Below are 20,471 nucleotides of genomic sequence, written 5' to 3'. Positions count from 1 at the left end.
CTCCATTGCACCCGGCTTTCCCATTAGCATTTCTATGCGATACATTTGTTAAACCCTAAATTCAGTCCTACATACCTGTCTCTTCAAAAATCTCTGCTACTTATTTCCTTTCAAAGCCATCTGAATTCGTGTTTGTATGTTTGAAATTTTTTCTATTGCTTTAATATAATAAGATAATCATTGTTATTTATTAAAAAATGAGTGACTCTAAAATCTGGACTCTGCGCCAATCCTCGCCCCGAGCCTTTCCCGAACGGCGAACTTTAATGCCTGTTTGGGGCGGGGTTCCGATTCCGCGCCAACAATGGCAGAAGCTCTGGCAACAGAAGCTGCCCCATGCCGCAGACGAGGATGCGTTTGCCTACCTGCACATCCCGTTTTGCGCCAACCACTGCGTTTTTTGCGGTTTTTACCGTAATGCATGGAGAGAAGATTCCGGCAAAACTTATACCGACAAAATCATTGCCGAAATGGCTGCCGAAGCGGAAATCTGCCGAGGAAACAGCAAAATTCGCGCCGTATATTTTGGCGGCGGTACGCCGACCGCTCTTTCAACCGGTGATTTAACCCGCCTGATCCGCACCTGTTATCAATACCTTCCCCTGTCTGGCGATTGCGAATTTACCATTGAAGGGCGCATGAGCCATTCGATATGGAAAAAGCACAAGCCTGTATTGATGCCGGGGCAAACCGGATTTCCATCGACGTACAGACTTTTGATACAGCCATCCGGCGCCGTTTGGGCAGGAAACATACGGGAGAAGAAGCCTTTGCCTACTTGGAACAATTTTGCAGGCTCGACTGCGTTACCGTTATCGACTTAATGTTCGGTTTGCCCGGCCAAACCGACGAAGTCTGGGAAAACGACTTGGAACGCGCCGCTTCTCTGTCAGTTTCGGGTTTAGACACTTACGCGTTCAACCTCTACCCCATGCTGCCGATCAACCGCATGATTGAAAAAGACGCATTTCCCCAACCGCCGGGCTTCAATATTCAGGCCGACAATACGCTCATGCCGTGGAAACGCTGAAAGGAAAAGGCTGGACACAGGTCAGCAACAGCCACTTCGCCTACCCGGGACGCGGCGAACGCAACCGCTACAATTCACTGGTCAAATCCAATATGCCCTACCGCGCATTCGGATCCGGTGCGGGCGGCAATTTCGGCGGATTCAGCTATCAAGTCGAAAGTACGCTGGAGCGCTGCCTCGACACACCCGACGGCGGCAAACCCATAGGATTCATGAGCTTTCACGGCCCGCACAAAACGCTGCTGGGTCTGATCCAGTACGATATGGACTTAGGCCATCTGAATACTGCGCTATTTAACGGCAATGACGAAGCGCAGAAACTCATTGCGCAATGGGAAGAGATGCAACTGCTTGAAACGGATTCAGACGGCCTTGCACACCTCAACACCAGCGGGCGCTACTGGGCGCCCCCCCTCATCCGCAAACTCATGCTTACCCTCCCCAACCAGGAAAAGGACAACACCATGCAGAAACTCTCCGCAGAACAGCAGTCCGTGCCGCGCCAGTCACTTGCGGCAAATCCCGGCCAGATTCTCGAGATGCTTGCCGCACAAAACCAATGCAGCTACGAAGAAGTGTTGAACTGCCTGCCGCCGGAATCCGTCTGCAAAACCGACGGCAGCCGCATTGTCGAAATCCTCCAATCCGTAGCTTCATGGAACGATTCCGTAACCTTCATCGCCCACTCGCCCGACGCCATTGTCGAGGTCAGCGGCAAACTGCCGAACGGCAAAGTCGGCAGCGGTTTCTACAATTTCGAATCACCCGAAACCGAAGGCGGGGTTCACGGACACATCTACTATGAAAACTGCGCCGCAATCTACCTGCTTGAACGCCCGTTTATGGGCAAAGCCACCTGTTCGCTTAATTTCATCAACCGCAGCGGAGGAGCAATGTTCAAAATTTTCGTCGGCCGCGATGAAACAGGCGGACTCAAAACCTCACAAATCCAAGCCATGAAAGCCTTGTTCTCGAAGGATTGAACCATGCTTCTGGTTTTCGGCGCCAACGGCGCATCAGGACGGAACGTCGCCGCCTCGGACAGCCTGAAATTCTAAGCAGATCATTTAAAACATTTGAGGCCGTCTGAAAAAATGTACAAATCTTTTCAGACGGCCTGACGACAAAGAAAGAACACCATCGTGAAAATATCTACAAAATCCGTCTGTACCGCCCTGCTGCTGGCCTTGCCTCTGGCCACATACGCGCAGCGTATCGCCGTCATTACCCCCGACGCCGCCGACATCGTGGTTGCACTCGGCTCGTTCGGCGAAATCGTCGGCCGCGACCAGACCGTCCAAAATCCCGCATTAAAATCCAAACCCTCCGTCGGCATCCACCGCAACCTGACCGTCGAACCCATTGCCGCCGTCAAACCCGACATTGTCATCGGCTCGTGGATGGCACAGCCGGCCACCATCTTTGCGCAACTGAAAAAAGCCCGCATCAATGCCGTCAATGCCGCGCCCGACGACAGTTTGGACGCCTATCCGAAAAGTATCCGCACCATAGGCGGACTTATCGGGAAAAGCGCCCAAACCGACAGGCTGGCAAAAAAATGGCAGGCCGAAATGAAACAGATGCCGGCCAACGGCAAGCGTTATCTTCTGAGCTACGACGGATGGCTGGCCGCAGGCAGAAACACAGCCGCCGACGAACTTATCCGCCGCGCGGGCGGTATCAATGCCGCCTCCGCATTCGATGGTTTCAAACCGATGACCCGCGAAGCATGGCTGGCAGCAAAAACCGACGTCATCATCATTGCCGACCATAACGCCGCACGCATCGGCAGCATACGGAAATTCGCCGCCCAACCCGAAATCGCCGCCAGCCCCGCCGCCAAAAACGGAAAAATCTATCTTTGGAAAGCCAACGATATGTTCCGCTACGGCTTGGATACGCCGCAAGTCGTGAAAAAACTGAACGAAGCGGGCAAATAGCCGATAGCCGGACGCTGCAAGGCCGTCTGAAAACACGGCCGCCCTCTTCCCGCAATCCGGCAATACCGCCCGAAATCTGCCGATGAAAACCAGATGAAACCGAGCCTCCTCATCTCCGCCCTAATCCTGTCTGCCGCAACCGTCTATTTCTGCTGCGGCATCGGATTCGGCACTTGGCAGCCGCCGTTTGAAATGGACGAAACAGTCCGCCAAATCCGCCTGCCGCGCATCTACACCGCCTTACTGGCCGGTGCAGGGTTGGCGGCTTCGGGCGCGGCGCCCGGCGTCATTTTGGTACTCGCGCTCGGCATCGGCGGCATCGGTGTTCCGACGGCCGCAATTTGCAGGGGCACTGGGCGTGTGCCTGCTAATTTTGGCAATACACCGCCTGATCGGCGGCGGCACATTGGGGCTGCTGGTATCGGGCTTTGTCTTAAGCGCGTTTTCAGGGGCGGCGGTCAGCCTGATTTTGTTTTTGTCCGACGACTTGGTTTTGCGCAGCGCCACAACTTGGCTTTCGGGAAGCCTGTCGGAAGCAGGCTTTTCGTCTCCGCTGACGGCGGCCGTATCGATGGCGGCAGGGTTTGCGTTGCTGTTGTATTGCGGACGGCGGCTGGATATTTTAATGACGGGAGAAGAAACCGCCGCCAGCATAGGGGTTTCGCCCGGGAGCGTACGCGTGCAGACCGTCGTCGGCGCCGCCCTGATGACAAACGCCGCCGTATCGCTGACCGGCATTATCGGCTTTCTGGGCATGATGGTTCCCAACGTACTGGCGCAGACAATCGGCGGCGGCAGGCGCAGACTGATTGCGCTTTCGGCCTGGTCGGGCGGCATCTTCCTGATGTTAGTGGACGGCGCGGCCCGCTGGGCGGACTACCCCGTCGATTTGCCCGTCGGCATTGTGCTGGCCTTGCTGGGCGGGCCGTTTTTCCTCTATCTGTTTCTCAAACCGCTTAGGGACTGAGGCATGGATGCCGCATTCGGAATCGAATCACTGCACGTGGAAGTGCGCGGACACACTCTGCAGGAAACCGGCAGGCTGACATTTCCGAAAGGAAAAACCACAGCAGTCATCGGCCCCAACGGCGCAGGAAAATCCACTCGGCTCAAAGCCTTGCTGGGCTTGGCCGGCAAAGGCGGCATTTCCCTATTCGGCCGTGCCGCCGCGCCGCAAATCCGGCAGGGAAAGGTTGCATGGGTCGGGCAGCACGGCCGTTACGCCATGCCGATGAATGTGCGCGAATATGTTTCGCTTTCGACCTTTTCCGCATCAGGCCGTCTGAAAACCGGCCGGCAGCAAACCGATGCCCTTCTTGGACTATTTCGAACTGACTGCGCTGGCAGACAAACGCATCGGGCAGCTTTCGGGCGGCGAACAGCAGCGTGCCAATATCGTCCGCGCCTTGTTGCAGAACGCCTCCGTCATACTGCTCGACGAGCCATGTAACCACCTCGACATCCGCCACCGCCACCGGCTGATGCAGTATCTCAATGATAACAAACCGTTTTTTATCTCTATCATGGTTTTGCACGACCTAAACCTTGCCGCACGTTATGCCGACCACATCATACTGATAAACAAAGGAAAGCCCGCCGCCGAAGGCAAAAGCTGCGAAATCCTGAAAAGCCCGCTGCCGGAAGAAATCTACGGCTGGCCGCTGGAACGGATTTGCGACGGAGACAGGGTTTATTTCAAAGTCTGACTTGTTTTGAATCCGAAAAAGAGCACAGGCCGTCTGAAAACCCGCAGCCGTTTTCAGACGGCCTTTGCCATTTCCACCGCTTTTACGTTATCATTTCCGCAGATTAATCAAAAGGAAACCGCCATGTACGAAGTCAACCGCAGCGTCTTTCTGCTCATTCCGCTCGAGCCGTTTTACAGCTGGCTGCAAAACCTGCCGGGCAACCACCTGAACGGTCTGACTTTGGAAGACATTCAGGCCGATGCCAATTCCTATCTGGTGCGCCCGTGCGAGACCGCCGATGAGGTTTGGGACGAAATCGAAGCGCGTTTTGAAGACATCTTCGCCGCCGAACTCGCCGACTGGTGCGAAGACGAGCGCGAGTGGCCGGATTTGGACGCGGATATTTTCAACGAATGGTTCGACATCCAAATCTCTACCGTCATCACCGACCTCGAACACGAGCCCATCGCCCGCGACGAGTTCCAACCCATTAATTTAAACTGATGGACATCCGCATCCGCAATTACCACCTCGACGGCTACGGACACGTCAACCACGCGCGCTATCTCGAATTTCTCGAAGAAGCACGCTGGGCGCTTTTTGACCAACGCGATTTGCTGCGCTTCCTCGAAGGCATCCAGCTCGTCGTCGCCCGCATCGACATCTGCTACCGCCGCGCCGCCGTGTCCGGCAATGTTTTGCGCATCGAAAACCGCGTCAAAGAATTGACCGCACGCCATTTGGTGTTGACCCAAACCATCGTTTTGGCCGAAAGCGGTAAAACCGCCGCCGAAGCCGACGTGACCCTGATGCCCGTTGCCGCCGCCACCGGCCGCAGCATGAAGTTTCCCGAATCCCTGCTCACCCCGCTTAACAAACTGCTTTTATGAAAAAAATCCTTCCCCTCATCACCATCGTCCTGATCGGCTCGCTTTTGGCGTTTGTCCTGATGCCCGACAAAAAATCCGCCCCTGAATTTTCCCTGGCCGACCTGAACGGCAAAACCGTTTCCAACGCCGATTTGCAGGGCAAAGTCACCTTCATCAACTTTTGGTTTCCCTCCTGCCCGGGCTGTGTGAGCGAAATGCCCAAAGTCATCAAAATGGCGAAAGACTACCGCGGCAAAAACTTTCAGGTTTTGGGCATTGCCGAGCCCTTCGACCCGCCCGAAAGCGTGCGCGAATATGTGCAGCAATACGGCCTGCCCTTTACCGTGATGTACGACAGCGACAAAGCCGCCGCCAAATCGTTCGGCACGCAGGTTTACCCGACTTCGTTTCTAATCGGCAAAAACGGCGAAATCTTGAAAACCTTTGTCGGCGAACCCGATTTCGGCAAACTCTATCGGGAAATCGACGCGGAATTGGAAAAATGAAAACAGGCCGTCTGAAAACTTGGTTTTTCAGACGGCTTTTTTAACGGCCGCTGTTTGGCGTTCCTACAATCTGTTCCCTCTCCTGCGCCTTGCGCGGGAGAGGGAATGACGCCGCTTGGGGAATTGACTGTTTCAGACGGCCTTCAAGCAGTCTTCAGTTTTTTTTTGCAAAACGCTTGTCCTTATTCCCAGTCAGTCCCCCCTCCAAAAAAAAAACGTAAATACAACACCTGCCCCCGTCCGCCTGATATTTTTTCAGACGGCCTGTGCCGTTTTACCTCTCTTTAAAACACCCACCCATTTGATTTCAAACAACTTTTCAAAAAAAATACTCCCGATTTTCCCCGTCACACACCGTTCAGGCCGTCTGAAAAATGCCGTTTAAGGCAAAAACGCTGCCGCGCATCCGCCCAATCAAGGGTAAAATTTCTTCTTTTTCAACCGCGTCTTTTTCAGACGGCCATCTTCCGGTTTCCGCCATGCCTGCCAATAAATCCATCGGCTATCAGATTGCCCACAAAATCAAGCAGACCCAACGTCTTTCCCGCAAAACCATTGCGTTTGCCTTTCTTCTGACCGGATCCGCGCTGGTGGCGCTGACGGCGCTTTTGTTTGCGCACATGGCGGAATTTGCGTTGGCGCTCAATGCGGATTTGGTCAAACGCTACCCGTGGTTTGCGTGGGTCGCGCTGCCGCTCGGCCTGCCGCTGATTGTCTGGATCACCAAAAAATACGCACCCTACACCGTCGGCAGCGGCATTCCGCAGGTGTTGGCCTCGCTCTCGCTGCCGCACGGGCCGCAGAAAACGCGGCTGATTGCGCTCGGGCAGACGGTGTTGAAAATTCCGCTGACGTTTTTGGGCATGGTTGCAGGCGCATCGATCGGGCGCGAGGGACCGTCGGTTCAGGTCGGTGCGGCGGTGATGAGCGCGTGGGGCGCATGGTGCAAAAAAAACAATCTTGCATTCAAGGGAATGCAGGAAAATGATCTGATGGCGGCGGGCGCGGCGGGCGGTTTGGCGGCGGCGTTTAATGCGCCGCTGGCGGGCGTGGTGTTTGCGATTGAAGAACTCGGGCGCGGGGTAATGCTGCGTTGGGAACGCCAAATCCTGCTCGGCGTATTGGCGGCGGGTTTCATCCAAGTGGCGATTCAGGGCAACAACCCGCATTTTTCGGGCTTTCGCGGCAGCGAATTGGAACATATGCTGACGTGGGTTTTAGCAGCAGGGCTGGCCTGCGGCATTGCCGGCGGGCTGTTTGCGCGTTTTCTGTATAAAGGCGCGGCGGCGTTTGCGCCGGAAAAATACCGCGGCTGGATACGCCGCCATCCGCTGATGCTGGCGGCGCTGATGGGCGTGTTGCTCGCGGCTTTGGGCACGGTTTATCAGGGGCAGACTTTCGGCACGGGTTACGCCGAAGCCTCCGCCGCCCTGCGCGGCGAATACGATGCGCCGCTCGGCGTGGCGGTTGCCAAATGGGCGGCAACGGTATTTTCTTACTGGGCGGGCATTCCGGGCGGCATCTTCACGCCCTCGCTGACCGTCGGCGCGATGCTGGGCGAACGCCTTTCCGCCATCGCCCAACTCGACAGCGGCGCGAACGTTGTGGTGTTGCTCTGCATGGCTGCATTTCTCGCTGCCGCCACCCAGTCGCCGATTACCGCCAGCGTGGTGGTAATGGAAATGACGGGCGGACAAAACCTGCTGTTCTGGATGCTGATCGCCTGCATCTTCGCCTCGCAGGTGTCGCGCCAATTCTGCCCGCGCCCGTTTTACCACGCGGCGGGAATGCGCTTCAGGCAACGGGTTCAGGAAGAACACACGAAAGCGGCGGAAGGAAAAACGGAGTAGGTTCCGTAGCAGTTGCCGTCTGAAACAGCCTTACCTTCCGTTTTAAAAATCCCTTCTCCAAAAAAACTTCAGGCCGTCTGAAATTCAGACGGCCTTTCCGTTCCGGCAACTTTATTTTGCCGCCGCTTTTTTCTCTTCGCGGACTTTATCCACCAGCAGGTCGATGACTTTCATACCGGATTCCCAGTCGGAAAATTCCACTTTGTATTTGCCGCCGACAATCACCGCAGGCGTGCCGTCGATTTGGTAGGTTTTGGTCAGCTCCGCCATTTTGTCGGCGCGGGTTTGGCTTTCGGGGTTTTCGTAGGCCGACAAAACTTTTTTGCCGTCAAACGCGGTTTGCTGGGCGAGCCAGTTTTTCAGCGTGGCTTCGTCGTTGAGTTTGATTTTTTGTTCGACCATGGCGTTGAAAATCGCGCTGTCGGCTTTTTCGCGTTCGCCGGTCATTTCAACCGCGGCGGCGAGGCGGGCCAACGGTTTCATTTCGTCGCCCCAAACAACATGTTCGCTGCTCAGGTAGGTATCGGGTTTGAAGGTTTTGACGTGTTTGCTCAACACGGGTTCAAGATGGGCGCAATGCGGGCAGAAGTAGCCGAAAAATTCCAATACTTCGACTTTGTCGGCCTGCTGCTGCGGAATGGCGTTGGGCAGTACGGTGTAGTTGGTGCCCTCAATCAGGGTAACGGGCGCGGCGGGGGCGGATGCGGCGGCGCCGGTGGCGGGTACGCTGGTTTCTGCTTTTTTCTGTTCGCAGGCAGCCAGCGCGAAAACGGCGAGTGTGGTGAGGGCGATTTTTTTCAAAGTCATGATTTTGCTTTCGGATGTTTGTTTGATACGGGGCGTAAAATGTTGCCCGATGAATAGTTTGCTATTTTATTGTATTTTTCCGGTTTGATGAATGGCTTGGGGCGAAAAAGAGTGTTTGGACGGAGGAAAGGGTAACAGGCCGTCTGAAAATTCCTGTTTTTCAGACGGCCTTCCCGCCGATACAAATCTGTTTTTTGAATTAAAAGGCGGTACAATCGCGGTTTCCCGAAATAAATCAAAGGCCGTCTGAAAATGCGGCAACGGTTTTTCAGACGGCCTCAAACTCTTTTTTAAAGTGAATTTATGAATCTACTCGGTGCTTTGGCAAAAGTCGGCAGTCTGACGATGGTGTCGCGCATACTCGGTTTTGTCCGCGACACGATTATTGCGCGCACGTTTGGCGCGGGCATGGCGACGGATGCGTTTTTTGTGGCGTTCAAGCTGCCCAACCTGCTGCGGCGGGTGTTTGCGGAAGGGGCGTTTGCACAGGCGTTTGTGCCGATTTTGGCGGAATACAAGGAAACGAAATCGCCGGAGGCGACGCAGGAATTTGTGCGCTATGTGGCGGGAATGCTGTCGTTTATTTTGGTGATTGTCACGGCGGCCGGTATTTTGGCGGCGCCGTGGGTGATTTATGTATCGGCACCGGGTTTTGCCGAAACGCCGGACAAATTCCAGCTTTCGGTCGACTTGCTGCGGGTGACATTCCCCTATATCTTGTTGATTTCGCTCTCTTCTTTTGTCGGTTCAATTCTCAACAGCTACCATAAATTCAGCATTCCCGCGTTTACACCGACGTTTTTAAATGTGTCGTTTATCGTGTTTGCGCTGTTTTTCGCGCCGTATTTCACCCCCCCCGTGATGGCGCTGGCGTGGGCAGTGTTTGTCGGCGGGCTGTTGCAGCTCGGTTTCCAGCTTCCCTTTCTGGCGAAACTGGGCTTTTTGAAGCTGCCGAAACTGGATTTGAAAGACGCGGCGGTCAGGCGCGTGATGAAACAGATGGCGCCGGCGATTTTGGGTGTTTCCGTGGCGCAGATTTCGCTGGTGATTAACACGATTTTCGCGTCGTTTCTGCAATCGGGCAGCGTGTCGTGGATGTATTACGCCGACCGACTGATGGAGCTGCCAACCGGCGTGCTCGGCGTGGCGCTGGGCACAATTCTGCTGCCGACATTGTCGAAACACGCGGCGGGCAACAATCCGCAGGAATTTTCCGGCCTGCTCGACTGGGGTTTGCGGCTGTGTATGCTGCTGGCGATGCCCGCGGCGGTGGGGCTGGCGGTATTGTCGTTCCCGCTGGTGGCGACGCTGTTTATGTACAAAGAATTTTCGCTCAACGACGCGGTGATGACGCAGCACGCGCTGATTGCCTACTCGTTCGGCCTCATCGGCCTGATTATGATTAAGGTGCTGGCACCCGGTTTTTACGCCAAGCAAAACATCAAAACGCCGGTGAAAATCGCGGTTTTCACGCTGGTGTGCACACAGTTGATGAACCTCGCCTTTATCGGCCCGCTCAAACACGTCGGCCTCGCGCTCGCCATCGGCTTGGGCGCGTGTCTGAATGCAGGGCTGCTGTTTTTCCTGCTGCGTAAACACGATATCTACCGCCCGGGCGCAGGCTGGGGGGCGTTTCTCGCCAAAATGGTGCTGGCGCTGGCAGTGATGGGCGGCGGACTGTGGGCGGCGCAGACCTTCCTGCCGTTTGAATGGGTCAACGTCGGCGGCATCCGCAAAGCCGCGCAGCTATGCGTATTGATTGCCGTCGGCGGCAGCCTGTATTTCCTCGCACTCGGCCTGCTCGGCTTCAGACCGCGTGATTTTAAGCGTTCGGTGGAACGGTAGGTGTTTGGGTGGATTGAGGCCGTCTGAAAACTTCGGGATTGTTTAAACGAAGTTTTCAGACGGCTTTTGATGTTTATGGATGGTTTAGTAAGAAAAAGCAGTTGATGCCGTCTGAAAAGTTTAGGTCGGAACAACAGCCGTAGGTCTGGCAAGCCGGTACGCTCTACGGCTTATCTGCTTCAGACGGCACATGGTTTTACTTTATTTTGTCTTGTCTGTTCAAAAATCAGAATATCAAGATTGGGACTTTTGCAAGAAATCAGAAAGAGAAAGGCCGTCTGAAAACTTCGGAATCGTTCAACCAAAGTTTTCAGACGGCCTCTAATGTTCTATCAACCCCGCGTTACTCGGGGCGCATCTGCGGAAACAGAATTACATCGCGAATGGTTTGTGCATCGGTCAGCAGCATAACCAAGCGGTCGAGGCCGATGCCGGAGCCGCCGGTGGGCGGCAGGCCGTATTCCATGGCGCGGATGTAGTCGGCATCGTAGTGCATGGCTTCATCGTCGCCGGCGTCTTTTTGGGCGACCTGGGCTTTGAAGCGGGCGGACTGGTCTTCGGGGTCGTTCAACTCCGAATAGCCGTTGGCCAGCTCACGGCCGACGACGAACAACTCGAAGCGGTCGGTCAGACCGGGTTTGGTATCTGAGGCGCGCGCCAGCGGGGAAACTTCGACGGGGTAGTCGATGATGAAGGTCGGGTTCCACAGCTTGCCTTCGGCGCAGCCTTCAAACAGCGCCAGTTGCAGGCTGCCGATGCCGGGCGAGGGCGGGATTTTTTCGCCGTGTTTGACGATTTCCTGCTTGAGCCACGCTTCGTCTTGCAGTTGCGCGTCGGTGTATTGCGGGTTGTATTTTTTGATGGCGTCTAAGATGGTCAGGCGTTCAAACGGGCTTTCCAGATCGACTTCTTTTCCGTTGTAGGTGATTTTCGCCGTGCCGCAAACCGCTTTGGCGCAGGCGCGGATGACGCCTTCGGTCATTTCCATCATACGCTCGTAGGTGCAGAAGGCTTCGTAAAACTCCATCATGGTAAATTCTGGGTTGTGGCGCGTGCTCATGCCTTCGTTGCGGAAGCTGCGGTTGATTTCAAACACGCGCTCGAGGCCGCCGACTACGAGGCGTTTCAGGTAAAGCTCGGGGGCGATGCGCAGGTAGAGTGGCATATCCAGCGCGTTGTGGTGGGTAACGAAGGGTTTGGCCGTTGCGCCGCCGGGAATCGGGTGCATCATCGGGGTTTCGACTTCGAGATAGCGTTCGCCGACCATATAGTTGCGCACGGTTTGGATGATTTGGCTGCGTTTGACAAAAATATCGCGCGATTCTTTGTTTACAATCAAATCGACATAACGCCGGCGGTATTTCTGCTCTTGATCGGCCAAACCGAAATGCTGGCTCGGCAGCGGGCGCAGCGATTTGCTCAACAGCTCGAGCTTGGCGGCGCGCACGGTCAGTTCGCCGTGATTGGTTTTGAACAGCGTGCCTTCCACGCCGATGATGTCGCCCAAATCCCAGTGTTTGAAAGCGTTGTGCACGTCTTCGCCCACACCTTGATTATTCACATACACCTGAATCTGGCCGCTCATGTCTTGCAGCGTGGCAAAACTCGCTTTGCCCATCGCGCGCTGGAGCATCATCCGGCCGGCCACCTTGACGGGCACGCCCTGCGGGTCGAGCTCCTCTTTGCTCAGAGCATCGTATTGCGCGTGTAAATCCCCCGCAAACGCATCGCGCTTGAACCGGTTGGGAAACGCAACGCCCTGTTTGCGGATTTCGTTTAATTTTTCACGGCGCAGCGCGATGATTTGGTTTTCGTCCAACTGCGGCTCGGTTTGCGGAGTGTTTTGTTCGCTCATGTTTTTTCCGGAAAATAAAAGACAGGCCGTTTTTCAGACGGCCTGAAAAGATAGGGGGTCGGGCGGTATTTTACGCCAAGTGTGGCCGTCTGAAAATCCGACCGTGCAACATAACCCGGTTTTTCAGACGGCCGTAAATTTCGACAGTTATCATTTTTTAAAACAACAATAACTTTTAATTAACATGACTATATTGTAATACAGAATTCTAAACCCCAACCATGCCGCATGATTTTGCAAACTTACTGTAAGTTTATTATGAAATTTTCAAATAAAAATACTTTTATGGTAAAAGAAATTTAAATCTTCTTTTCAGAAAACTTCCCAAAATCAAGAAACAAAATCAAGAAACGGCATGTCTTACTAACACGGATACAGTATTCGGCAACCCGGTTATGCAGGCGGATTGTTTAATTTATTGTGATTAAAAACAAACGCTCTATGTGTAGTGTAGGACGATATTTTTCCAAACAGGAGGATTGAAGAATTATGAAACCGTTGGGCTTGAACGAATTGGAACAGGTAGCGGGCGGCGAAGCTTGGATGCCCGCACAATTCGGTTTTTATCCGCGCAGGACATCCGTTGTCGACCGATTGGCAGAGCGCGACTAAGGAATTCGGACGGAAGATGCAAAACCGCTTCTTTCGTTTGGAGATGGAGGAAGCTGGTGTTTCTTTCTCTATTATTTTATGCCTGAGTGATTCAGGTTTAAATTAACTTTTTAATCTTAAGGAGGTTATTATGAAAGAACTGAATCAAGTTGAATTGGAAAGTGTAGCCGGAGGCGGATTTTTCGGGCCTGAACCTTGTGACCTTATGCTGGTTAGAATTGGACGGAAATCACCACTATGGAATAGCTTGAGTTCGGGATAAGAGAATATTTATCTGTCGAAATAAAAAGAACTTAATTCTGTTATTCCCGCGCAGGCGGGAATAACGGATTCTTGTTAAGGAGATTATTATGAAAGAATTGAATCAAGTTGAATTGGAAAATGTTGCAGGCGGTTTGTGGCCAGGTCATCCCTGTACTCCTGACCTTTTCCCTAAACCGAACGGTCCCTTTAAATTTCCATTTCCGTTTTAAACTTCCGTAACAAGCGTAGGCCGTGTCAACGAGGCACAAACGTAACACGACACAGCTTTGTCTGAAAATTTTCAGACGGCCTTCGGACAATTCAAAGGCCGTCTGAAAACCAAATTCGGTTACGCTATCTGAGCCGTCCTACGGCGGCTCCGGCTGTTGGAAGATTACAATCATGCAGAACTTCCCCCTATTCAATCCCTGCCCACTTATGCGTCTGCACGCTGAGCTGCCAATACACGGGCGCGTTTTCGCGGCTGTTGAGCAGGCCGATTTGGCGGATGGTGTCGTAGATGTTCATTTCCCCGCCGCGCTCGCAGGGCGAGAGGTAGTAGCGGGCGGTGCAGATTTTCCGTTCCATTTTTTCGCAAAACGCCACGACATCGCCGTCGGCAACAATCCGCACTTCGTCGGCGGCGGTGATACATTGTTTTTCGTATTTTTCCGCGTAGCAGGCTTTGGGGCTGGCGGCGATGTAGTCGAACTGCGCGGGCGCGGGGTTGAGGCCGTTGGTTTCGAGAAATAGTTTGTAACCTTCTGATTTCAAACGATTCAACAAAATATCCAAATGCGGCTGTATGGTCGGCTCGCCACCGGTGATGATGATGTTGCGGGCGCTGTGGTTTTTCAGACGGCCTAAAATCCCGGAAAGCGGCACGCTGTCGAATTTCAGATAATCGGTGTCGCACCACGCGCAGGCGAGGTTGCATTTGCCCAAGCGGATAAACACGGCGGGCATACCGGTGTTGTAGCCCTCACCTTGCAGGCTTTCAAACATTTCGACAAGGCGGTAGCTCGGGTTTTCGGGGCGGATTTCGGTCATCAATACGCCCCCGCTACGGCCAGCATCGCCAAAACGGCGGGCAGTCCCTGTCTGAACAAAATGCCTTTATTGGCGGTTTTCGCGCCCCAAAGCGCGGCGGCAATCACGAAACCGAGAAATAGCGCCAGCGCGCCGAAACGGGCGTTTTCGGGTGCGGCGAACTGCGCCCAGATGAGGCCGACGGCGAGAAAACCGTTATACAGCCCCTGATTGCTGAACATTTTCTGCACATGCTTTTGCTGCATAAACTCCTGCGGCAGCCCGAAAATCCTCGCTGCCTGCGGGCCGGGGATTTTAAACATTTCCAAATACATAATGAAAAAATGTTCCGCCGCCACCAGCAAAACCAAAATCAAAGCCAAAATCCGCATCATTCGCCCTCATACTCGGCGCACGAAATCGGCGTTTCCCAAAGTTTGACGCTGCACACGCACACGCCGCGTTTTTTCAGACGGCCGTAAATTTCGAACGCCATGTTTTCGGCGGTGGTACGGCAGGCGAGGCGCAGGGTTTTCATGTTCCAACCTTCCAAAAGCGCGGCAATCTGGCTTTCGCGCGCGTTTTCGCCGTGATAGATGAAGGCATGGTCGAACGGCTCGATGATTTCCTGTTTGGCAACGGCTTTCAGGTCGGCAAAATCCATAACCATTCCGTCTTTCGCCCCGCCCCGAATCAGGCCGTCTGAAACGGTAATTTCGAGCTTGTAGGTGTGGCCGTGCAGGTTTTGGCATTTGCCGTCGTGTCCGTCAAGCATATGCGAGGAATCGAATGTGAAGATTTTGGTGATTTTCATGGTGGTTTGGTCGTTGAGGCCGTCTGAAAACAGCGGATAAAAAATGAGAAAACAGACGGAAGCGGGACTAAATCGGATGGTAACCCTGAAAACCGATTTCAGACGGCCTACCCTCGGGATTGGGCTGCAAGACAATGTGGCAGCCGCCGATTTCGTTTAACTCCAACAGGTTGTCCACGTCTTTTAAATTATCTTTGTGTAACTGGAAATGATTGGGCAGCAGCGAAGTTAAGGCTTTCTGTTTGGTCTCAGCAGGGCTTTCGGCGACAAACAGTCCGAACGAGTGCGCCTCGGCAAGACTGCCTGCTCAATAACCTCCGACATTGACGAAATACAGCCGCTTCGGATTTTCAGACGGCCTGTCGGCCAAGCGGATGTCGAAGCCGTCTGCCCAGTCGACAACCTGCCAGCCGTCGATGTGGATTTTGTCTGCATCGCCAAACCAGGCGGCTTTGAGCATGGGAACGGCATCCTGCTATTCTTCCACTGCCGCAAACTGTACGTCGTGAACTTCGATATTCGAACGGCCTGCATTGCCGCCCAGATAAAACATATAAAGCTGTTTCATGATATTTCCTTTCGACTTGGAATTAAGACGAATGCACAACGAGCTTGATTGCAGTGCTTTGCCGGCGGATTAAGCATGGCAATACCTTTGCAAAAATCAAAAGTGCTTACCTAAATGCCGCCTGAAAATCTGTTTGAACGCGCGACAGAATGTTCCTATCCACGCTTACGCGCCGTTCTGGCTTTTCCGCAAGGTATTCCGCCAGCCCGCGTTCGCGCAAAACGCAGCTCGGGCATTCGTGGCAGCCGCCTTCGACGCCGAGGTAGCAGGTGTGGGTGTGGTCGCGGATGTAATCGAGGCAGCCCAAATCGTCGGCGAGCCGCCATGTTTGCGCTTTGGTGAAGTACATCAGCGGGGTGTGGATTTGGAAGCTGTAACCCATGGCGAGGTTGAGGGTGACGTTCATGGATTTGACGAAGATGTCGCGGCAGTCGGGATAGCCCGAAAAATCGGTTTCGCACACGCCGACGATGATGTGGCAGATATTTTGGCTTTTGGCGTAAATGGCGGCGCAGAGTAGAAACAGAGCGTTGCGGCCGTCCACAAAGGTATTGGGCACGCCGCTTTCGGCGGGTTGGATCGCCGCGCCCCCTTCCATCAGGGCATTGCGGGTGATCTGCTGCATCAAGGTGAGGTCGAGCTCGGTCTGTTTGACGCCCAAATCTTCGGCAATTTGGCGGGCGCGTTCAAGCTCAACGGCGTGGCGCTGGCCGTAGCGGAAGGTAATGGCTTCGACGTTTTCGCGCCCGTATTGTGCGATTGCCTGAATCAGGCAGGTAGTGGAATCTTGGCCGCCTGAAAAGATGACCAATGCTTTTTGGTTTGACATTTGGAATCCTAGTTTTGGTTTTGAACGGCGGCTCACGGCGGGAGGGTTGCGAACCGCCTTGAAAAGCATTGAATTATAGCAGATTTTTTCAGACGGCCGCGGGCGGCCTCAATAAAAAACCACCCTTGCGGGTGGTTTTTTATATTTACGGATTCGCAAATATCAGCCTTCGACTTTAACCTCAACACGGCGGCCGGCGGCGTCGTTGCCTTGGGCTGCGGTTGTGTTTTCGGGTTTGCGCAACTCGATGCCGTCGGCTTTTACGCCTTGAGCTTCAAGAAAGGCTTTAACGGCTTCGGCGCGTTTTTTAGAAAGCGCGGCATTGGAAGCGGCGTTGCCGGTGCTGTCGGTGTAACCGCTGATGACCAGGCGTTTGCCTTCTTTGCCGGCTTTGACGATTTCAGCCAAAACGGTTGCCGCTTTGTCGGAAACTTCGCTCTTGCCGGTGGCAAAGTAGAAAGTGCCGAGCGGTTTGCCGTTGTTGGCGCTGAAGGTTACATCTGAAACATTCTCAGCAGGCGCAGAGGCTTGTGCAGGGGCCGATGCGGCGGGCGTTGAAGCAGTGCCGGCGGCGGCAGGTGCAGCTGTGGATGCAGCGGCCGGTTCAGGCTCGGCTTTTTTCGCCGGCGCTTTGCCGTCTTTGTTGGACAAGCCCCAAACATACGCTGTCATGATGTGCAGTTTGTCTTTATCCAGGAAGTTGCTCCAAGCCGGCATTTGGCTATGACGGCCGCCGGTAATGGTTTCGATGATATTTTTCTGGCTTCCGCCCCACAACCAAGTATCGTCAGTCAGGTTCGGACCCAAACCTTGGATGCCCTGGCCTTTGTCGCCGTGACAGGTAAAGCAGTTTGCGGGCGGGCCGCCGAACAGCGTTTTACCGCGTGCGGCGCGTTCTTCGTCATACTGGTCTTTCGGTTTGGACAGCGACATAACGTAGTTGGCAACGTCTTTTACGCCCTCTTCACCCAATGCAGGACCCCAAGCCGCCATCACACCGACACGGCCTTTTTCGATGGTTTGCTGGATTTGCTCAGGCGAACCACCCCAGAGCCAGTCGTGGTCGGTCAGATTCGGGAAGCCTTTGGAACCTTTGGCGTCCGAGCCGTGACATTGGATACAGTAAGTGTCAAACATGTTCTTACCGATCCGACGGGCTTCGGGATTTTTAGCCACTTCTTCAATCGGCATTTTGGCAAATTTGGCATACATCGGTTTGTATTGCTCGTCTGCCTTTTTGACTTCCTGCTCATACTGGCCTTTACTGCTCCATTTGAAATAGCCTTTGTAATCGCCGATACCGGGATAGAGGAACAGATAGGCGGCGCCAAACAGCCAAGTCATGACATACAGCCAAAACCACCAGCGCGGCAGGGGGTTGTTGTATTCGGAAATACCATCCCACTCATGCCCTGTGGTTTTGACTTCTTCGCCTTTTTTCAAAGGCTTGACCACGTTTTGCGACAAGAGCAGCCATGCCAAGCCGATAAAGCTGAGCACGACGATGACGGCAATGTAGATTGTCCAAAAATTACTGGTAAATTGGGAAGTTGTGTTCATTCTTTTGCTCCGTTATCACGGATTAACCGGTTATCGCCCGTTTTGGTCGGACGTATCTTCTTTATCATCAAAAATACTGCTGGCGGCTTCGTCGTAGTTTTTCTTGTTGCGTCGGTTGAACACAATATAGAGCACTAACATAAAGCTGACGAATATCCAAAGCGTAAAAAGCGAGCGGGCCCAGTTAACGTCCATGCTGTTACCTTACGTTTTTCAATGCCAAGCCCAGACCTTGCAGGTAGGCGATGACGGCATCCAGTTCGGACTTGTTGGCCAAGGCCTCAGGAGCTTTCTTAATGTCTTCATCGCTGTAAGGCGTACCGACGGCGCGCAGCGCTTTCATGTGGTTGACCGTTGCTTCGGCATCCACTTTATTGCGCGCAAGCCACGGGAACGCGGGCATATTGGATTCGGGCACGACATCGCGCGGGTTAATCAGATGGATACGGTGCCATTCGTCGGAATAGCGGCCGCCCACACGCGCCAAGTCAGGACCGGTACGTTTGGAGCCCCATTGGAACGGGCGGTCGTAAACCGACTCACCCGCAACGGAGTAGTGGCCGTAACGCTCGGTTTCGGCACGGAACGGACGAATCATCTGCGAGTGGCAGTTGTAGCAGCCTTCGCGGATGTAGATGTCGCGACCTGCAACACGCAGCGCACTATACGGTTTCACGCCCGGAGCGGGCTGGGTAACGGCTTTGGTAAAAAACAGCGGAACGGCTTCGATCAACAAACCGACACTGACAACCAACAGCGTGAATACAATCAGGAAACCGACTTTTTCTTCAGCTAATTGTTGTAATTTCATTTGGTAGCCTATCTTTCTTATCTTAGTGGTGCTGTGATTGAGAAACCGCAGGAATCTCAGCATTCACCGGTTTGCCACTCATCGCCGTACGGTAAACATTGTATGCCATGATGCACATACCGCTCAGATACAGGATGCCGCCGGTCAGACGGATTGCGTAGTAAGGCATGGTGCGTTTGACAGATTCAACGAAAGAATAAGTCAGCGTGCCGTCGTCGTTCAGACTGCCCCACATCAAACCTTGCAACACGCCCGCGATCCACATCGCAGCGATATAGAGCACGACGCCGATGGTGGCAATCCAGAAATGCGCTTCAACCAATTTGGTGCTGTGCATTTCGTTGCGGCCGAACAGACGCGGAATCATGTAGTAAACCGAACCGATGGTCACAAAACCCACCCAGCCCAATGCGCCGGCGTGAACGTGTGCGACAGTCCAGTCGGTGTAGTGGCTCAAAGCGTTGACGGTTTTAATCGACATCATCGGACCTTCAAAGGTGGACATGCCGTAGAAAGACAGGGAAACGATCAGGAATTTCAGAATCGGGTCGGTACGCAGTTTGTCCCACGCGCCGGAAAGCGTCATGATGCCGTTGATCATACCGCCCCAAGACGGCGCGAACAGAATCAGCGACAACACCATACCCAGTGACTGCGTCCAGTCAGGCAGCGCGGTGTAGTGCAAGTGGTGCGAACCTGCCCACATATAGGTAAAAATCAGCGCCCAGAAGTGAACGACAGACAAACGGTACGAGTAAACCGGACGGCCTGCCTGCTTAGGAACAAAGTAGTACATCATGCCCAAGAAGCCCGCAGTCAGGAAGAAACCCACCGCATTGTGGCCGTACCACCATTGGACCATTGCATCAATTGCCCCCGCATAAACCGAGTAAGATTTCATCAGCCCCGCAGGAATACTGATATTGTTCACGATGTGCAGCAGTGCAACCGCCAGAATAAAGCTGCCGTAAAACCAGTTGGCCACATAGATATGCTTCACTTTACGCTTGGCAACCGTACCGAAGAATACGATGGCGTAGGCAATCCACACCAGCGCGATCAGAATATCAATCGGCCATTCCAGCTCGGCGTATTCTTTGGCTTGGGTGAAACCCATGGGCAGCGTAATGACCGCGGCCACAATCACGGCCTGCCAACCCCAGAATGTAAACGGCACCAGCCAGCCGCCAAACAGGCGGGTATTACAGGTACGCTGCACGACGTAGTAAGATGTGCCGATCAGACCGCAGCCGCCGAACGCAAAAATCACCGCATTGGTATGCAGCGGACGCAGGCGGCCAAAGTGGAACCAGGGGCCTATCTCGGACAAATTAAGGGACGGTGCGAACAATTGGGCGGCAACGATGACACCGACCAACATACCCACAATCCCCCAAACAACGGTCATGATGGCAAACTGGCGCACCACCTTGTAGTTGTAGGTTTGTGTTTCCATGGGAGTCTCCATAAACTATGGGAATGAGGTTTTTCTTATCCGCCGCTGCAACCGCAAGCCGCAGGAATGGCAGAGTTTAAATTTTTCCGAATTTAACATATATGGCAAAACACGCCAAGCAATATTACACTTTTCGACATACCGGAAATACTTTCCCAA

Annotated in this window: 19 protein-coding genes and 5 pseudogenes; 12 read left to right on the top strand and 12 right to left on the bottom strand. The window is 53.8% G+C overall.

What is annotated here, in order from left to right; all coding sequences use genetic code 11:
- The first annotated feature begins 197 nt into the window (after positions 1 to 197).
- The 8 genes and pseudogenes from hutW (at position 198) to BG910_RS07290 (ending at position 6,033) form a co-directional block, all read left to right on the top strand.
- Positions 198 to 2,013 (top strand): annotated as a pseudogene (gene hutW / locus BG910_RS07320) (heme anaerobic degradation radical SAM methyltransferase ChuW/HutW).
- Positions 2,014 to 2,178: 165 nt separating this feature from the next.
- The gene (locus tag BG910_RS07315) at positions 2,179 to 2,970 is read left to right on the top strand and encodes a heme/hemin ABC transporter substrate-binding protein (RefSeq protein WP_232462266.1); all 792 of its coding nucleotides are present in this window, start codon (positions 2,179 to 2,181) and stop codon (positions 2,968 to 2,970) included.
- Positions 2,971 to 3,063: 93 nt separating this feature from the next.
- Positions 3,064 to 3,937 (top strand): annotated as a pseudogene (locus tag BG910_RS07310) (FecCD family ABC transporter permease).
- Between the two features lie 3 nt (positions 3,938 to 3,940).
- Positions 3,941 to 4,216: pseudogene (locus BG910_RS13005) on the top strand (ATP-binding cassette domain-containing protein); the annotation flags it as partial.
- A gap of 61 nt (positions 4,217 to 4,277) precedes the next feature.
- The gene (locus BG910_RS13000) at positions 4,278 to 4,676 is read left to right on the top strand and encodes an ATP-binding cassette domain-containing protein (protein WP_267897804.1); all 399 of its coding nucleotides are present in this window, start codon (positions 4,278 to 4,280) and stop codon (positions 4,674 to 4,676) included.
- A 123-nt stretch (positions 4,677 to 4,799) separates the two neighbouring features.
- Positions 4,800 to 5,162, top strand: a complete 363-nt coding sequence (locus BG910_RS07300) for a VacJ (protein ID WP_089037183.1) — start codon at positions 4,800 to 4,802, stop codon at positions 5,160 to 5,162.
- Positions 5,162 to 5,548, top strand: coding sequence for an acyl-CoA thioesterase (locus tag BG910_RS07295; protein WP_089036276.1), 387 nt, complete (start codon positions 5,162 to 5,164; stop codon positions 5,546 to 5,548). The genes BG910_RS07300 and BG910_RS07295 overlap by 1 nt, the downstream gene beginning before the upstream one ends.
- Positions 5,545 to 6,033: a peroxiredoxin family protein gene (locus BG910_RS07290; RefSeq protein ID WP_089036275.1), complete on the top strand. Its 489-nt coding sequence runs from the start codon at positions 5,545 to 5,547 to the stop codon at positions 6,031 to 6,033. Before BG910_RS07295 ends, BG910_RS07290 begins: the two co-directional genes overlap by 4 nt.
- A gap of 358 nt (positions 6,034 to 6,391) precedes the next feature.
- Here the strand turns inward: BG910_RS07290 and BG910_RS12305 are convergent, their stop codons facing one another.
- Positions 6,392 to 6,532: a hypothetical protein gene (locus tag BG910_RS12305; protein WP_157694049.1), complete on the bottom strand. Its 141-nt coding sequence runs from the start codon at positions 6,530 to 6,532 to the stop codon at positions 6,392 to 6,394.
- Between BG910_RS12305 and BG910_RS07285 the strand changes: the two genes are divergently transcribed.
- Positions 6,513 to 7,883, top strand: coding sequence for a chloride channel protein (locus BG910_RS07285; protein WP_089036274.1), 1,371 nt, complete (start codon positions 6,513 to 6,515; stop codon positions 7,881 to 7,883). The genes BG910_RS12305 and BG910_RS07285 overlap by 20 nt on opposite strands.
- Before the next feature lie 111 nt (positions 7,884 to 7,994).
- On the opposite strand, the gene BG910_RS07280 is transcribed toward BG910_RS07285, so the two are convergent.
- The gene (locus BG910_RS07280) at positions 7,995 to 8,690 is read right to left on the bottom strand and encodes a thiol:disulfide interchange protein DsbA/DsbL (RefSeq protein WP_089036273.1); all 696 of its coding nucleotides are present in this window, start codon (positions 8,688 to 8,690) and stop codon (positions 7,995 to 7,997) included.
- Between the two features lie 303 nt (positions 8,691 to 8,993).
- Here BG910_RS07280 and murJ point away from each other — a divergent pair, with 303 nt between their 5' ends.
- Positions 8,994 to 10,535, top strand: coding sequence for a murein biosynthesis integral membrane protein MurJ (gene murJ / locus BG910_RS07275; RefSeq protein ID WP_089036272.1), 1,542 nt, complete (start codon positions 8,994 to 8,996; stop codon positions 10,533 to 10,535).
- 343 nt (positions 10,536 to 10,878) lie between these two features.
- Here murJ and lysS read toward each other — a convergent pair whose 3' ends face one another.
- Positions 10,879 to 12,390 (bottom strand): lysine--tRNA ligase, encoded by a 1,512-nt coding sequence (gene lysS, locus BG910_RS07270; RefSeq protein ID WP_089036271.1) that lies wholly within the window; start codon positions 12,388 to 12,390, stop codon positions 10,879 to 10,881.
- 489 nt (positions 12,391 to 12,879) lie between these two features.
- Here lysS and BG910_RS12995 point away from each other — a divergent pair, with 489 nt between their 5' ends.
- Together BG910_RS12995 and BG910_RS12300 are read left to right on the top strand one after the other, a co-directional pair.
- Positions 12,880 to 13,002, top strand: a complete 123-nt coding sequence (locus BG910_RS12995; protein ID WP_269766450.1) for a hypothetical protein — start codon at positions 12,880 to 12,882, stop codon at positions 13,000 to 13,002.
- Between the two features lie 350 nt (positions 13,003 to 13,352).
- A complete protein-coding gene (locus BG910_RS12300) occupies positions 13,353 to 13,475 on the top strand; it encodes a class IIb bacteriocin, lactobin A/cerein 7B family (RefSeq protein ID WP_123805981.1) in 123 nt (40 codons plus the stop codon).
- Positions 13,476 to 13,662: 187 nt separating this feature from the next.
- Here BG910_RS12300 and BG910_RS07265 read toward each other — a convergent pair whose 3' ends face one another.
- The 9 genes and pseudogenes from BG910_RS07265 to ccoN all read right to left on the bottom strand — a co-directional run bounded on the left by BG910_RS07265 (position 13,663) and on the right by ccoN (position 20,312).
- Positions 13,663 to 14,295, bottom strand: a complete 633-nt coding sequence (locus BG910_RS07265) for a 7-carboxy-7-deazaguanine synthase QueE (RefSeq protein ID WP_089036270.1) — start codon at positions 14,293 to 14,295, stop codon at positions 13,663 to 13,665.
- Positions 14,295 to 14,666 carry a DUF1304 domain-containing protein gene (locus tag BG910_RS07260; protein WP_089037182.1) on the bottom strand — a complete coding sequence of 124 codons (372 nt, stop codon included), beginning with the start codon at positions 14,664 to 14,666 and terminating at the stop codon, positions 14,295 to 14,297. Before BG910_RS07260 ends, BG910_RS07265 begins: the two co-directional genes overlap by 1 nt.
- The gene (gene queD / locus BG910_RS07255; protein ID WP_089036269.1) at positions 14,666 to 15,088 is read right to left on the bottom strand and encodes a 6-carboxytetrahydropterin synthase QueD; all 423 of its coding nucleotides are present in this window, start codon (positions 15,086 to 15,088) and stop codon (positions 14,666 to 14,668) included. The genes BG910_RS07260 and queD overlap by 1 nt, the downstream gene beginning before the upstream one ends.
- Positions 15,089 to 15,155: 67 nt before the next feature.
- A pseudogene (locus BG910_RS07250) lies at positions 15,156 to 15,548 on the bottom strand (DUF1543 domain-containing protein).
- Positions 15,549 to 15,837: 289 nt separating this feature from the next.
- A pseudogene (gene queC / locus BG910_RS07245) lies at positions 15,838 to 16,485 on the bottom strand (7-cyano-7-deazaguanine synthase QueC); the annotation flags it as partial.
- A 162-nt stretch (positions 16,486 to 16,647) separates the two neighbouring features.
- Complete coding sequence (gene ccoP / locus BG910_RS07240; protein ID WP_089036267.1) at positions 16,648 to 18,045, bottom strand: cytochrome-c oxidase, cbb3-type subunit III; 1,398 nt, start codon at positions 18,043 to 18,045, stop codon at positions 16,648 to 16,650.
- Between the two features lie 30 nt (positions 18,046 to 18,075).
- Positions 18,076 to 18,240 (bottom strand): cbb3-type cytochrome oxidase subunit 3, encoded by a 165-nt coding sequence (locus BG910_RS07235; protein WP_089036266.1) that lies wholly within the window; start codon positions 18,238 to 18,240, stop codon positions 18,076 to 18,078.
- 4 nt (positions 18,241 to 18,244) lie between these two features.
- Positions 18,245 to 18,856, bottom strand: coding sequence for a cytochrome-c oxidase, cbb3-type subunit II (ccoO, locus tag BG910_RS07230; RefSeq protein ID WP_089036265.1), 612 nt, complete (start codon positions 18,854 to 18,856; stop codon positions 18,245 to 18,247).
- A 22-nt stretch (positions 18,857 to 18,878) separates the two neighbouring features.
- On the bottom strand, positions 18,879 to 20,312 hold the full coding sequence (gene ccoN / locus BG910_RS07225) for a cytochrome-c oxidase, cbb3-type subunit I (protein WP_198344765.1): 1,434 nt from the start codon (positions 20,310 to 20,312) through the stop codon (positions 18,879 to 18,881).
- Between the last annotated feature and the right edge of the window lie 159 nt (positions 20,313 to 20,471).

The organism is Neisseria chenwenguii (assembly GCF_002216145.1).
GTDB lineage: Bacteria > Pseudomonadota > Gammaproteobacteria > Burkholderiales > Neisseriaceae > Neisseria > Neisseria chenwenguii.
Note: the sequence above shows the minus strand (reverse complement) of the source record. Positions and strands in the feature narration are given on the sequence as shown.

Bases quoted from the DNA above. Each gene is read 5' to 3' on its own strand.
- BG910_RS13000 (WP_267897804.1), top strand. From the start codon at position 4,278: ATGCCCTTCTTGGACTATTTCGAACTGACTGCGCTGGCAGACAAACGC.
- BG910_RS07300 (WP_089037183.1), top strand. From the start codon at position 4,800: ATGTACGAAGTCAACCGCAGCGTCTTTCTGCTCATTCCGCTCGAGCCG.
- BG910_RS07295 (WP_089036276.1), top strand. From the start codon at position 5,162: ATGGACATCCGCATCCGCAATTACCACCTCGACGGCTACGGACACGTC.
- BG910_RS07290 (WP_089036275.1), top strand. From the start codon at position 5,545: ATGAAAAAAATCCTTCCCCTCATCACCATCGTCCTGATCGGCTCGCTT.
- BG910_RS07285 (WP_089036274.1), top strand. From the start codon at position 6,513: ATGCCTGCCAATAAATCCATCGGCTATCAGATTGCCCACAAAATCAAG.
- BG910_RS12305 (WP_157694049.1), bottom strand. From the start codon at position 6,532: ATGGATTTATTGGCAGGCATGGCGGAAACCGGAAGATGGCCGTCTGAA.
- BG910_RS07280 (WP_089036273.1), bottom strand. From the start codon at position 8,690: ATGACTTTGAAAAAAATCGCCCTCACCACACTCGCCGTTTTCGCGCTG.
- murJ (WP_089036272.1), top strand. From the start codon at position 8,994: ATGAATCTACTCGGTGCTTTGGCAAAAGTCGGCAGTCTGACGATGGTG.
- lysS (WP_089036271.1), bottom strand. From the start codon at position 12,390: ATGAGCGAACAAAACACTCCGCAAACCGAGCCGCAGTTGGACGAAAAC.
- BG910_RS12995 (WP_269766450.1), top strand. From the start codon at position 12,880: ATGAAACCGTTGGGCTTGAACGAATTGGAACAGGTAGCGGGCGGCGAA.
- BG910_RS12300 (WP_123805981.1), top strand. From the start codon at position 13,353: ATGAAAGAATTGAATCAAGTTGAATTGGAAAATGTTGCAGGCGGTTTG.
- BG910_RS07265 (WP_089036270.1), bottom strand. From the start codon at position 14,295: ATGACCGAAATCCGCCCCGAAAACCCGAGCTACCGCCTTGTCGAAATG.
- BG910_RS07260 (WP_089037182.1), bottom strand. From the start codon at position 14,666: ATGCGGATTTTGGCTTTGATTTTGGTTTTGCTGGTGGCGGCGGAACAT.
- queD (WP_089036269.1), bottom strand. From the start codon at position 15,088: ATGAAAATCACCAAAATCTTCACATTCGATTCCTCGCATATGCTTGAC.
- ccoP (WP_089036267.1), bottom strand. From the start codon at position 18,045: ATGAACACAACTTCCCAATTTACCAGTAATTTTTGGACAATCTACATT.
- BG910_RS07235 (WP_089036266.1), bottom strand. From the start codon at position 18,240: ATGGACGTTAACTGGGCCCGCTCGCTTTTTACGCTTTGGATATTCGTC.
- ccoO (WP_089036265.1), bottom strand. From the start codon at position 18,856: ATGAAATTACAACAATTAGCTGAAGAAAAAGTCGGTTTCCTGATTGTA.
- ccoN (WP_198344765.1), bottom strand. From the start codon at position 20,312: ATGGAAACACAAACCTACAACTACAAGGTGGTGCGCCAGTTTGCCATC.